This window comes from Geodermatophilus sabuli, assembly GCF_900215145.1.
Lineage (GTDB): Bacteria > Actinomycetota > Actinomycetes > Mycobacteriales > Geodermatophilaceae > Geodermatophilus > Geodermatophilus sabuli.
The window spans coordinates 106,558-119,510 of record NZ_OBDO01000006.1 but is presented as its reverse complement, the minus strand read 5'-3'; the positions used below and the strand labels follow the sequence as shown (position 1 = coordinate 119,510).

Genomic DNA, 12,953 nt, shown 5'->3' with positions numbered 1-12,953 from the left:
TCACCACCCACACCTTCCGCAAGACCGTCGCCACCCTCATGGACCACGCCGGCCTGTCCCGCCGCGCCGCCGCCGACCAGCTCGGCCACGCCAACACCTCCATGACCACCGACGTCTACGTCGGCCGCAAGGTCGCCGCCACCGGCGCCGCCGCAGTACTCGAGGTCCTCGCGCCATGACACGTCAACCACCTCTGCGAACACCTCCGGGTAGCTCCCTACCGATGCCCACTAGCCAGCTGGCGGAGTCAGCCGCAGCTCACTCACTCTGGGGATCCTGCCCAGCTCACTCACGCATCTACGCCCCTCGGATGCCCGTACCCGCCGCGGCGTCAGCTGCAAGCGCTGCCCGAGTTTGCCGGTACAGCGAGTTGCCGACCGAACCGTTCCGTCCAGGTCCGAGTCGAGGCTTTCGTGTTCGCCCAATACCCCGCCGGTCGGTCGCTTCGCGATATCGCAGCGCTGACCGGCCGGTCGTTCTCAGCTGTGCGCAACTCCTGGACAAGCACGACATCGCGCGTAGAGGCGTCGGAGCAGCCGTCATCGAGACCCACGACAGCCTCGTGGCTCGCCGGGACTGGCGTCGACGAAACGGTGAGGGCGTTTCGGATCCGGCCGGGGCGGGGCGCACGAGCAGGCCGAGCTGGAGGCTCGCGGGCCGACCTCCGGCCGGTCGCGCCCGCGCTAGGTCTCGTCGTTCACGACGCTGCTGTCGGGGCGGCGACAGCAGGGGCGGCCCCGCCGTCCCTGTGCTGGAACGGCGGGACCTGACCGCATCGGCCTCCGCGGAAGCCGCTGCGGCTGCTCATCAGTCTCCGGAGGTCTCCGGCCCCGGGCGACTCCGTGGGAGGCCGGACGAGTCAGCGCGCCGGCGGCAGCCAGCTCCCCGGAGGTAGCTCGCCGGTGTGCACCAGGTCGTCGGCGACCGCGCGCAGTTTGCGGTTGGTCTTCATCGACATCTGGGCCAGGACCTGGAACGCCTGGTCCGCGGTGAGCTTGTGGCGGTCCATCAGGATGCCTTTGGCCTGGTCGATGACGCCCCGGGCCTCCAGCGCGATCTGCAGGTTGTCGGCCCTGTCCCGGGCACTCAGGTAGGCGTGCAGGTTGCCGGCGGCGACCGCCGCGTAAGGGGCGAACCTGGTGGCCGCGGTTCGGCTGTCCTCGTCGAAGGCGTGCGGCCGGCGGGCGTAGACGTTCAGTGCGCCGGTGACCTCGTCGTCGTCGATGACCAGCGGGGTTGACAGGGAGCTGAGGTTGCCGTGCTCGACGGCTCGGGGCATGTAGTCCTGCCAGCGGCTGTCGGTGCGGGTGTCGGCGATCTCGGTCTGCTCGCCGGTGCGGGCGGCGTGCAGGCACGGTCCGTGGCCTCGCTCGTACTGGGTCTCGTCGAGATCGGTGGCCAGCTGCCCGGTGGATGCCACCGTGGTCGGGCGGCCCTTGACCAGCAGCAACACCGACGCCTCGGGGTTGCCGGGCAACACGGTCTTCGCCAGGTCGGCGATCGTCTGCAGCAGCTCCTCCATCGACACCGTGCGCAGGGACAGCGAACCCAGGCGCTCCAGCGCCTGAACGGCGGAAGTCGGTGAGGAAGTCTGGTCACTGGCCACGGGCGGGCCTCCGGCCTGCTGACACCGGGGATGGGCGACCTCGGCCACGAACCCCGACCTGGGGTCCGCGCGCACACTGCGCCGCCGGGGCGCAGCCTGGTCGCCGGGCGATCCTCGACGACCAACCAGAAACGCTACGCGCCCCGGCGCCCACGGGAGACATCGCCGACGCCAACGGCGCACTCCACGAAGCGCGGGGCAGTAGCAGACGCCTGCGCCGCCGGGGGCGGGACCGCGGAACACGCGGCAGCAACGTCCTGGCACAGCACAGCTGGGTCTGCCTGGGGAACGTCGCCGGCGGCGGGGCCACCCATCTGTCGGTTCCTGCGGGCATGATCACCGGCCGGAGGTGACGCCGTGCCCGCGCATGCAGAACCACACATCCCCGTCGGTCGGCCGGCCGACGGCGCGCCGGCGTACGCACCGACCGGCCGACTGGCAGTCGTCGACGGGCAGCGGCGCGGCGGACGGCCTGGTCGTGGTGGCGCCGCAGTGCCACCCAGCGCAGGCACTGATCAACCGCCGGGTCCGACCCGTCGGCTCGGTATCCTCGCCGTGCGCACTCGAACAGACGGGGCGGTGTGTCTGGTTCCCAGGGGGAATGTGTGGCTGGCTCGCTGCCGTCGGGCACCGCGCTGCCCTCGCGCTCGGATCCGGCCTTCGAGCGGTTCGCCCGCCTGGTCCGCCGCCAGTTGGACGTCCCGGTCGCGCTGGTCACCCTGGTGTCGGCGGACGAGCAGGTGTTCCCGGGCGCGGTCGGGCTGCCCGAGCCGTGGCGGTCGACCCGCCGCACGCCGCTGAGCCACTCGTTCTGCCAGCACGTGGTGCGCTCGGCAGCCCCGCTGATCGTCTCCGATGCCCGCACCGACCCGCGGGTCGCCGACAACCTGGCCATCCCGGACCTGCACGTCATCGCCTACGCCGGCGTGCCGATTACCGACGCCGACGGAGCGGTGGTCGGCTCGCTGTGCGCCATCGCCAGCCGGCCGCGGACCTGGTCGGACGAGGACCTGGCGGTGCTCATCGACCTGGCCGACGCGTGTAGTTCGGAGCTGCAGCTGCGCACGGCCCAGCAGCGCGCGGATCAGGCCGCCGCGCAGGCGCGGAGGCTGCTGGCGCAGCAGCAGGTCGACCGGTCCCGGTGGGCGCTGGCGCTGGACGCGGGCCAGGTGGGCACCTTCGACCTGGACTTGGGCACGGGGGCGCTGACCGTCGACGACCGGCTGCTGGAACTGTCGGGGATGGACCGGGTCACCTTCACCGGCCGTCCGGAGGACGTCTACGCGCACGTCCACCCCGACGACGTCGCCGAGGTCGTGGCCCGGGTCCGGAAGGCCGTGGCCACCGGCGGGACCTACCAGGCCGAGTACCGCATCGTGCTGGCCGACGGCTCGCACCGCTGGATCGCCGCCCGGGGCCAGACCGTCGGCGGGGTGGACGGCACCGATCCGCGGCTGGTTGGCGTGGTGATCGACACCACCACGCAGCGGGAGCCGCAGGAGCAGACCGCGCAGATCGTCGACGAGATGGCCGTCGGGTTCATCGCGCTGGACCCCGACTGGGTGATCACCCACGTCAACCGCGAGGCCGAGCGGATCACCGGGCAGCCCCGCGAGCAGCTGCTGGGCCGCACGCTGTGGGAGGCGTTCCCGGCCACGGTGGACACCGCGTTCGAGAAGCACTACCGCCGCGCCGCCGACACCGGGCAGCCGGTGTCCTTCGACGCCTACTACCCCGAGCCGCTGGACGTCTGGGTGGAGGTGCGCGCGGTTCCCCGCCCGGCCGGGGTGGCGTTGCACTTCGTCGACATCACCGCCCGCGCGCAGGCCGCCCAGCAGTTCGAGCGGGCCGCCGCACGGGAGCGGCTGCTCGGCCGGATCACCGAGGAACTCGTCGGCACCCTCGACGCCGACGAGGCCGCCGAGCGCCTGTCCCGGCTGGTCGTCCCCGCGATCGCCGACTGGTGCGTCGTCACCATCGGCGACGACGACCTGGCCGCCGGCTCCCGCCGCGGCCTGCGCACCGCCGCCGCCTGGCACGTCGACCCCGCGATGCGGGAGACCACCGCCGCCTACGCCCAGGCGCGGCTGGGCTCACTGGAGGACGACGCGATCCTCATCCGCGCGATGCGCAGCGGGCAGCTGCAGCTCATCGACGCCGGGGCGACCGGGCAGGTGCAGGACATGCTCGCCGGCGGCCCGGTGCAGGAGCTCATGGGCGCGCTCGCGCCGGAGGCCGTCGCCGTCCTGCCGCTGCCCGGCCGGAACGGGCCGGTGGGCATTCTCAGCCTGGCCAACGGCGCCGCCCGCGGGTCGTTCACCCCCGAGGACCTGGTCACCGCCCGGCACATCGCGGCCCGCTCCGGGCTCGTCCTGGACGGCGCCCGGCTGTACCGGCAGCAGCGCGGGCTGGCCGAGGGCTTCCAGCGGTCGCTGCTCACCGCGCCGTTCGAACCGGACCATCTGCAGGTCGTGGTCCGCTACGTGCCGGCATCGCAGGCCGCCCAGGTCGGCGGGGACTGGTACGACTCGTTCATGCAGCCGGGTGGCGCGACGATGCTGGTGATCGGGGACGTCGCCGGCCACGACGTGCAGGCGGCGGCCGCGATGGGGCAGCTGCGCAGCATCGTGCGGACCGTCGGGGCGCTGGACCACGACGGTCCGGCCGCGGTGCTGCGCCAGGTGGAGCGGGTGATGGAGACGCTGCAGGCGCCGATCCTCGCCACCACCGTGGTCGCGCGGTTGGAGCAGACGGACCCGGAGAAGGACGCCGGGCTGACCCGGCTGCGCTGGTCGAACGCCGGCCATCCGCCGCCGATGGCCGTCGCGCCCGACGGCACGGTCACCGTGCTCACCGCCGAGCGCGCTGACCTGCTGCTGGGCGTCGACCCGACCGCACCGCGCCGGGAGTCGCAGGTGACGCTGGGCTGGGACACGGTCGTTGTCCTGTACACCGACGGGCTCATCGAGCGCCGCGACGCCGACCTCGACACCGGCATCACCCGGCTACAGGCCACGCTGGCCGAGCTCGCCGGCCGGGACCTCGACGAGCTGTGCGACGAGTTGCTGGCCCGGATGCTGTCCGACGCGCCCGACGACGACGTCGCGCTGGTCGCGGTGCGCCTGCACCGGCAGGACCGGCCGCGTCCGGCCGAGGCCGGCCCCAACAGGGTGCCGCCGGGCTTCCCCGTCGACTGAGTGCCCCACGGGGCACCGGCGACGAGGCCGCAGGTCAGCGCCAGCTGGTGGACAGCCGCACGCTGACGCCGCGATCATCGCGCCGGATGGCGACGTGGTCGCACAGCTGCCGGGCCAGCCACAGGCCCATCCCGCCGTTCGACAGGTCCTCGCCGTGTGCAGGGCCGTAACCGGCGAACGGGTCGTCGAGGCCGTGGCCGGAGTCCCGGATGGTGCACACCAGCCGGCCGGGCGGGGTCCACAGCCGCAGGCCCGCGGGAGGGGTGCCGTGCCGGACGGCGTTGGAGGTCATCTCGTCGACGGCCATGAGGAAGTCCTCGAGCACGTCGGGCGGCCCGTCGACGGTGCGCAGCAGGTCGCGCACGGCGTGCCGTGGGCCGATGCAGTCGGTGATGTCGTCGTCGGCCAGCGCCGGGGCCGTGGCCTCCAGCGGCTCCTCGGGCACCGGCAGGGCGCGCAGGTAGCTGGCCGGGTCGACGAAGTCGGCGTTGGCCGCAGGCCCGGCGGAGGTGACCAGCTGGGGATGGGTCCGGCGAACCGAGGCCAGGATCGGCTCGGGCAAGGCGGCGTCGAACACGCACAAGCCCCACAGCGGGTGGGGACCGAACGCGACGTTGACCACGGCCTCGTAGGCCTGCCACTCGCGCCAGTCGGCGGGCGTGGTGCCGAAGTCGGTCTCGCCGACCACGCGCAACCGGCGGCCCGGCGCGGCGTGCTCGGCGGCGAACCGGCGGAACGCCGTGATGGCCGTGGGCGTGCGGGCGCGGTAGAGGGCGTGTCGCTCCACGATCATCACCCGCGGGTCGTCGCCGACGGCCTCGCGCAGCGCGCCGGTGGCCGTCGGACCGGCCGCGATGAGCGCGGCGTCCCCGGCGGCCAACCCCTCCAGCAGCCACGGGGCCGCGATCGCGGTGAGCTGCTCGACGTCGTCGTAGACGAGCGCGTCATGCCGGAACCCCGGCGCGGCACCGCGGTCCACCACGGCGTGTCCGCGATCTTCGGTGGTGCCCCCGTGGTGCCAGCTCAAGACTGCGTCCTCCATCGTGACCGCCGCCGTGTCGGGCGCGACGTCACCCCACGGTAGAACGGCTCGGGTTGTACCCGGCTCATCGCCGGACACGCGGGCGACGCGGCGAGCACAGCCGTGGCGCGCCTCACCGTGGCAGACCGGCGGTCACCGGCCGCAGGGCCGCGGCGGCAGCCGCGTCAGATGCTGAGGTCCCGGGAAGTCCCGGGGGGTGCCGGGAGGTGCCGGTGAGCCACTCCAGGACCACGATGCTGGCGTCGTCCCGCAGTGGGTCGGCCTGGCAGCGCGCTGGGGCTTTTCCACCTGGGCCGGTTCGCGCAGGCCTACCGCGAACGTTTCCACGAGCCTTCTTCACAGAAGCTGGCGCGCTGACCCGAGGGTCAGCGCGCCAGGTCATGGTGCGGCCGGAGTGTCGGCTTCTCGGCGAGCTCCAGCGCCGCGGTGGCCGCGACTGTGCTCGTCCCGCGACCTTCCGGCAGTAGGGAGGAGCGCAGGGCGACGTACAGCAGGGGGCAGAGGACGAGCGCGACCAGGAAGCCGAGGTTGGTACGGCCAGAGTCCTGCAGCCAGGAGGCCAGCGCCGACGAGCCGAGCATGGCCACGATGCCGGCCCAGTTGAACTGCTCGACCCGCTCGGCCGGCCGCGCCGCGCCGCGCCGCAGCACGAAGAAGTCGACGATCATCAGCGCGCACAGCGCGGTCGTGAGGATGCCCAGCAGACCGAGGAAGGAGTTGATCCGGTCGAGGATGTCGCCCCAGATGGCGAGCAGCGCGATCACATTGCCGAGCACGACCATGACCAGGCGGCCCGGGCTGCGCCGGAAGACGGCGTCGAAGAGGTTGCTCAGCGCGAGCGACCCCGAGTAGGTGTTGAGGCTCTGCGCCTTGGCCTGGGCGGCGTACATCACGAGGAAGCCAAGGAAGCCGGACAGGACGATGAAGTACGCGCCGGGGTTGGCCGACGACATGAAGGCGATCTTCTCCGGGATCGTGGCACCCGCCTGGCTCGCGGCCTGGGCGGCGTTGGTCGGGTCTGCCAGGTGCTCGGCGACCACGAGGTTCCCCGCCTGGAAGACGATCGTGCCGATCGCGACGACGACGATGTTGACCACGATGGCGCCGCCGACGGCGAGGATCTTCACGTCGCCCGAGGTGCGGGCGTAGCGGCTGAAGTCGGCGCCTACGAGTGCCAGCGCGCCGGCGATGCCTGCGATGATCGACAGGGCGGCGGTGATCTCGGTGAAGCCCACCTGCGGCGGGGTGTAGGCCCACACGTCGGCGAGTGAGACCGCGGACTTGTCGAGCGCGACCACGGTGACGACGACGAAGAGCAAGCCGCACACGACGGTGAGCAGCAACGAGACCTTCTGCACCAGGCCGAGACCGAAGGTGGTCAGCACGATCCAGACGACGGTCAGCACACCGTAGATCCCGATCTTGTTGGCGGTCGATGGTTCCCAGCCGAACATGAAGATCGTGCCGTGGTAGAGCAGCGCGTTCTCCAGGGCCAGGAAACCGAGGATCATGAAGGCGAACACCAGCGAGGCAAGCGCCGAGCCGCGGGTGCCGAGGCCGTGGAAACGGGCGGTGACCGTCGACGACGTCCCGGTGGCCTGGCAGACACGTCCGACTGCCCAGCCGATCATGGATCCGAAGGCAGCCGCGATCACCGCGACCACCAAGCCCCACTTGGTGCCGGCGGTGAAGGTCACCGCGGCCCCGACCCCGAGGACGACGAGCGTGGAGCCGACACCTGCGGTGTTGGCGAACAGCGACCAGCCGCTCCTGCGCTGGTCGAGCGGGACGGACTGCAGTGCGTTGTCCTCGATGACGGCCCGCAGGTCGGGCCGTCGGGTGGCGTTCTCGGGCATGACGGAACTCCTGAGGGGCGGTAGGCGGGGGCGGTGAAGGCCGCCCCGGCGCGGATGCGCCGGGCGGGTGCGGAAGCCCGGGAGTGGGACCAGGCTCCGGGTCAGAGGTTGAGCCGGGCCTCGATCTCCGCCGCGCGATCGCGCAGGTACATCACGAAGGAGCCGCTGCGGTCGACGACGCAGTCGTACTGGTCGAGCACGACGATCGTCGTCGTGCCGAGCTCGATCACGGCGGGACCGCTGACCCGGGCGTTCGGCCCCATCGCCGTGCCCTGGTGGACGTCGACCTCGACCATCGCCTTCTGCGCCGGCGACCAGATCGCGCGCCGGGCGGGGCGCTCGGGCTTGTCGACGGGGACCTCGGAGCTGAGGTCCATGCGCTCGTCGGAGGTCCGGCCGACCGCCGACAGGCGGACGTTGAGGACGTCGATCGGCATCTCGTCGCTGTGGTACCCGAAGAGCAGCTCGTGCTCGGCGTGGAAGGCCGCAGCGATCGCCGCCGCGTCGGGTGCAATCAGCATCGCCTCGTCGAGCGGGATGTTGAGCTCGTACCACTGCCCCTTGTAGCGCAGGTCGAGCGAGGGCTCGAAGGCGATCGCGTCGTCGCCGACGCCCTCGCCGTGCAGTGTCGCGCGGCCCTCCTCGGCCATCGTCTTCCAGGTCCGGAGCAGTCCGGTCAGGTCGAGCGTGTCGAGGCGGTCGTTGGCGCTCTGCACGTAGTCGTGCTTGAAGTCGCACACGAGCATGCCTGCGGCACAGAAGATCGACGAGTCGCGCGGCGTGATGAGGACGGGGATGTCCAGCTCACCGGCGATCGCGGCGGCGTGGACTGGACCGGCACCCCCGGCGACGACGATCGGGAAGTCCCGCGGGTCGAGGCCGCGCCGTACCGTGATGTCACGGACGCCCGAGGCCATGGAGACGTTGACCATCTCGTAGATGCCGGCCGCCGCCTCCACGACACTGATCCCGAGCGGCTCGGCGACGTGGCGACGGATCGCGCCCTCGGCGGCCTGCTTGTCCAGCGACATCTGGCCGTTGAGGAAGCTGTCGGGGTCGAGGTAGCCGAGCACGACGTCGGCGTCGGTCGTCGTCGCCCGCTCGCCGCCGCGGCCGTAGCAGGCGGGGCCCGGTACGGCGCCCGCGCTCTGCGGGCCGACGCTGAGCAGGCCCCCCTCGTCGACCGATGCGATCGAGCCGCCACCCGCGCCGATGGTGTGGATGTCGACCGACGGCAGCGCCAGCGACCAGCGGTCGATGCTGCCGTCCGTCATCACGAGCGGTTTGCCGCCCTTGACGGCGGCGGCGTCGAAACTGGTCCCGCCCATGTCGACGGTCAGGCACGAGTCCCAGCCGTGCTCGGCGGTGACCAGCAGTCCGGCTGTCGGCCCCGATGCGGGTCCGGAGAGCAGCGAGAGCGCGGCCCGGCGCGCCAGCTCGGCCGGGGTCGCGACGCCACCGTTGGATTGCATCATCAGCAGCAGGCCGCCGAAGCGCACTTCCTCCAGGATGCCGGTGAGGGTCGCGAGATACGACGAGATGATCGGCCCCGCGTAGGAGTTGAGCACCGCAGCGCTCGACCGCTCGTAGTACCGCGCCTGCCCGAGCAGCTCGGCGGACTCGGTGAGGTAGACGTCGGGCAGCGCCTCGCCCAGGATCTCCGCGGCACGGCGCTCGTGAGCGCCGTTGGCGTGCGAGTGCATGAAGGAGATGGCGAGGGCCTGGACGCCCTCCTCGCGCAGGACCTTCGCTGCGGCGCGGACGCCGTCCTCGTCGAGCGGGGTCACCTCGCTGCCCTTGTAGTCCATCCGGCCCCGGATGGGCAGCCGGAGGTGACGCGGTGCCAGCGGCTCCGGCATCGCGAGGTGGTTGTCGTAGCCGTCCTCGCGGGTGCCGTGCCGCATCGGCAGCACGTCGCGGAAGCCCTCGGTGACCAGCATGGCGGTCTTCGGGCCCCGCCGGGTCAGCAGCGCGTTGGTGGTGACCGTCGTGCCGTGCACGATCAGGCCGATCCGGTCGACGAACTCCTCGATCGGGGTGCGCTCGAGCTCGGCCAGCTCGCGCAGGCCGTTGAGGACCGCCTGCGGCGGGTCGGACGGGACCGAGCTGGTCTTGTGGATGCGGCGGCTGCCGTCCGGGTAGATCACCAGGAAGTCGGTGAACGTGCCGCCGACGTCGATTCCGATGCGGATGCTCATGGTGGCTCCTTCTGGAGCGGGTCAGGCGCGCAGCGCCGCGGTGTGGGCTTCGTCGACGGCCGTGCCGTCGGCGTTGAGGACGACGCCATAGTCGGCGCGGGCCTTCTCGGGCGAGAGGAGGCCGTCGCGGACCTCCGCCAGCACCTTGTCGGCGGGACGGCGACGCGGGTCGCCGTACCCGGCACCGCCACCGGCGGAGGAGATGACGCGGGTGCCGACCGGCTGGTCGATGATCTCCTTGGAGCCCCACTCCTGGCTGCTTCCGTCGGGGTACTCCACGCGCAGCTCGTTGAGGCCGGAGTCGTGGCCGCCGAACAAGCCGCGGGCGGGATAGGCGCCCTCGTGGGCCATGTTGTCGGCCAGGGTCACCCCGATCTGCCCCTCGCCGTACGTGCGCCAGGCGGAGCGGGTGCCGTAGCCGCCGCGGAACTCGCCCGAGCCCGCGGAGTCCGGAAGGTACTCGTTGTACTCCAGGAAGTGCGGCGTGGTGATCTCGAGCATCTCCGGGTCCGGGTAGCGCATCTGGCCGGCGGTGCCGGTGAAGCCGAGCGCGTCCCACCCGTCCTGGCCCTGGACGCCGCCCGGGCCGGTGCGCTGGAAGACGGTGAACGCCGCGAAGGGCTCACCGGTGCGCGGGTCGATACCGTTGGTGGCGGTGCACATGTACTTGTTCCAGCCGGCGCAGACCCGATCGGGCAGCGCGTCGGCGAGGGCCAGCATGATCGCCTCGACGACCTCGTCACAGAGCTGGTTGCCGTAGATCGTCGCAGCCGGGAACTCCGGGTCGACGATCGAGCCCTTGCGGAAGCGCGTCGCGATCGGCGCGAACAGCCCCTGGTTGGTGGGGATCCGGATGCCGCCGCTCGCCATCAGCATGAGAAAGGCGATGCGGACGGCGCCCTTGGCCGCGGCCGGGGGCATGTTGCAGATCCCGGGCGACTGGTCATCAGAGCCGGAGAAGTCGAACACGATGTCGCTGCCGGTGATCTCGATGTCGACGGCGATCTTGTACTTCTTCGTGGGGTCGACGCCGTCGGAGGTCATGAAGCTCTCGCCGTGGTACCGGCCGTCGGGCCAGCGGCCGACCTCGGCCTCCACCTGGCGCCGCGAGCTGTCGAGGATGTACTCCCAGTGCGACTCGTAACTCTCGAGCCCGTACCGCTCGACCACCTCGACCACGCGGCGAGCGCCAACGGTGCAGCAGCCGACCATGGCCCGGATGTCCTCCATGACGAAGCCGAACCGGATGTTCGCGGCGAGCAGGTCCCAGACGTCCTTGCGCGGTACGCCCCTCTCGGCGAGCTTGAGCGGCGGGATGCGCAACGCCTCCTGCCAGATGTCGCGGGCGTTGGGGTTGTAGCCGCCCGCGGTCATGCCGCCGATGTCGGCGAGGTGTCCCTTCGCGGCGGCCCAGCCGATGAGCCGCCCTTCGGTGAAGATCGGCAGGAAGATGCCGGTGTCGGCGTTCTGGTTGCCGCCGTGGTACACGTCGTTGTGGATGATGACGTCGCCCTCGTGGATGTCATCCCCGAAGTACTCGATGATGTACTCGAGCGACGGGTGTGCCCCGAAGGCGATGATCGCGGCGAACTCGGCCTGTGCAAGGGTGTTGCCGTTTCGGTCGAAGATGACCGTCACGAGGTCGCCGATCTCGTTGAAGATCGGCGAGCGCGACGAGCGCATCAGCATCGTCGCCATCTCCTTGCTGATGGAGTCGACCCGGCGCTGCAGCACGGAGGCCGTGATCGGGTCGATGTCGGCGGCCGTCGCGGCCGGCGCGGTGCTCTGGTCAGTGACCATGGACGGAGACCCCTCCTCGGGAGATTCGGTGAAGGCCGGTGGGGTGCTCGGACAGCTTCCGGCTCCCGCCCGGCCCCACGATGAAGGTGTCGGACATGTAGCCGCTGCTGCGACCCTCGGTGTCCTGGACCATCGGGTGGAGTGTCAGGGCCATGCCCGCCTCGATGGTGTTGTCGGTCGACTGGTCGGGCTCCTCGACGACGTCGAGCCCGATCATCGGGTCCTCGATGACATCGAGCCCGAGCGAGTGCCCCGACCAGTACGACGTGGTGGCGCCGTGCTGCTCGACGCCGTCGAGCACGGTGCGCTGGATGTCGCTGGGCACCGCGCCTGGGGTCATCGCCCGGGCGCCGTTCCCGATGCCGTCGGTGACCGCACGGGCCATCCGGGTGGTCACCTCGTCGGCCGGGGCGAAGGTGACCATCCGGGCCAGCTCGGTCCAGTAGCCGCGAGGCCCGATCATCTCGAACGAGAAGGTGTGCACGTCGTGCGTGCCGAGCACCCGGTCGCGCGGGCTGTCGAAGGTGGAGCGGGAGTGCTCGTTCTGCTCGTCGGTGTGCATGGAGAGGAAGATCGGGTCCTCGCCGCCGAGCAGGTGGCCCACCCGGTGCATCTCCGCGGCGATCTCGCGCTCGGTGATCCCGGCGTGCGCGATTTCGAGCAGCCGGTGGAAGCACTGGTCGAGGATGTACGCCGACTCCTCGGCGCCCGCCAGCTCGTAGGCGCTCTTGACCGCGCGGACCCGTTCGAATCCCTTGGTGAAGTCGACGAACGCGCAGCCCGGGAACGCCTCGGTGAGCGCGAGGTACTCGTTGACCTTGAGCACCTGGCCCAGCCCGATGACGCCGACCCTCTCGAGCCGGTTGGCCTCCTTGAGCGCCTCGACCAGGCCCGCGCCCGTCGTCTGCGGGAAGCGGTAGTCACTGACCCAGCCCGACGCCGGCTTGCGGGCGCTCACCAGGCTTCCGGACAGCACCAGCACAGGCTCGCGGGCGCGCAACAGGACCGCGTTGCCGTACTTGTGGCACAGGTTGTAGTCGGCGACGTAGCGCAACGATCCCTTGTGCCCGCGGTAGTCGTTGGCCGCGAAGACGAGGGCGTCCAGGTCGTGCTCGGCCATCGCCTTGTCGAGAGCGGCCCAACGCCGATCCCGCTCGTCGATGGACTGCGACATGGGAGGACCTCCGATGAGGGCAGGGGTGTACGACGGCTCCGTCGCACCTGGATCGCGTGAGGCTCGGTGGGTCCGGATCG

7 protein-coding genes and 1 pseudogene are annotated in these 12,953 nt (G+C 71.5%); 2 read left to right on the top strand and 6 right to left on the bottom strand.

The window, feature by feature from the left end; all coding sequences use genetic code 11:
- Positions 1-14: 14 nt before the first annotated feature.
- Positions 15-179, top strand: a pseudogene (locus tag CRP39_RS28240) (site-specific integrase); the annotation flags it as partial.
- A 680-nt stretch (positions 180-859) separates the two neighbouring features.
- Here CRP39_RS28240 and CRP39_RS14785 read toward each other — a convergent pair.
- Positions 860-1,606, bottom strand: coding sequence for a GAF and ANTAR domain-containing protein (locus CRP39_RS14785; protein WP_245853884.1), 747 nt, complete (start codon positions 1,604-1,606; stop codon positions 860-862).
- A 605-nt stretch (positions 1,607-2,211) separates the two neighbouring features.
- Here CRP39_RS14785 and CRP39_RS14780 point away from each other — a divergent pair.
- Positions 2,212-4,803 carry a SpoIIE family protein phosphatase gene (locus CRP39_RS14780; protein ID WP_097207146.1) on the top strand — a complete coding sequence of 864 codons (2,592 nt, stop codon included), beginning with the start codon at positions 2,212-2,214 and terminating at the stop codon, positions 4,801-4,803.
- 34 nt (positions 4,804-4,837) lie between these two features.
- Here the strand turns inward: CRP39_RS14780 and CRP39_RS14775 are convergent, their stop codons facing one another.
- From CRP39_RS14775 to CRP39_RS14755, 5 genes are all read right to left on the bottom strand, one after another.
- The gene (locus CRP39_RS14775; protein WP_245853883.1) at positions 4,838-5,785 is read right to left on the bottom strand and encodes a sensor histidine kinase; all 948 of its coding nucleotides are present in this window, start codon (positions 5,783-5,785) and stop codon (positions 4,838-4,840) included.
- 425 nt (positions 5,786-6,210) lie between these two features.
- Positions 6,211-7,701, bottom strand: coding sequence for a purine-cytosine permease family protein (locus CRP39_RS14770; RefSeq protein ID WP_143426651.1), 1,491 nt, complete (start codon positions 7,699-7,701; stop codon positions 6,211-6,213).
- A gap of 101 nt (positions 7,702-7,802) precedes the next feature.
- Positions 7,803-9,899 carry a hydantoinase/oxoprolinase family protein gene (locus CRP39_RS14765; protein WP_097207144.1) on the bottom strand — a complete coding sequence of 699 codons (2,097 nt, stop codon included), beginning with the start codon at positions 9,897-9,899 and terminating at the stop codon, positions 7,803-7,805.
- Between the two features lie 21 nt (positions 9,900-9,920).
- Positions 9,921-11,699 carry a hydantoinase B/oxoprolinase family protein gene (locus tag CRP39_RS14760; protein WP_097207143.1) on the bottom strand — a complete coding sequence of 593 codons (1,779 nt, stop codon included), beginning with the start codon at positions 11,697-11,699 and terminating at the stop codon, positions 9,921-9,923.
- The gene (locus CRP39_RS14755; RefSeq protein ID WP_097207142.1) at positions 11,689-12,873 is read right to left on the bottom strand and encodes a M24 family metallopeptidase; all 1,185 of its coding nucleotides are present in this window, start codon (positions 12,871-12,873) and stop codon (positions 11,689-11,691) included. The genes CRP39_RS14760 and CRP39_RS14755 overlap by 11 nt, the downstream gene beginning before the upstream one ends.
- Positions 12,874-12,953 lie beyond the last annotated feature (80 nt).

Excerpts from the sequence above, each read along its gene's own strand:
- CRP39_RS14770 (WP_143426651.1), bottom strand. The coding sequence starts at position 7,701 with ATGCCCGAGAACGCCACCCGACGGCCCGACCTGCGGGCCGTCATCGAG.
- CRP39_RS14765 (WP_097207144.1), bottom strand. The coding sequence starts at position 9,899 with ATGAGCATCCGCATCGGAATCGACGTCGGCGGCACGTTCACCGACTTC.
- CRP39_RS14760 (WP_097207143.1), bottom strand. The coding sequence starts at position 11,699 with ATGGTCACTGACCAGAGCACCGCGCCGGCCGCGACGGCCGCCGACATC.
- CRP39_RS14755 (WP_097207142.1), bottom strand. The coding sequence starts at position 12,873 with ATGTCGCAGTCCATCGACGAGCGGGATCGGCGTTGGGCCGCTCTCGAC.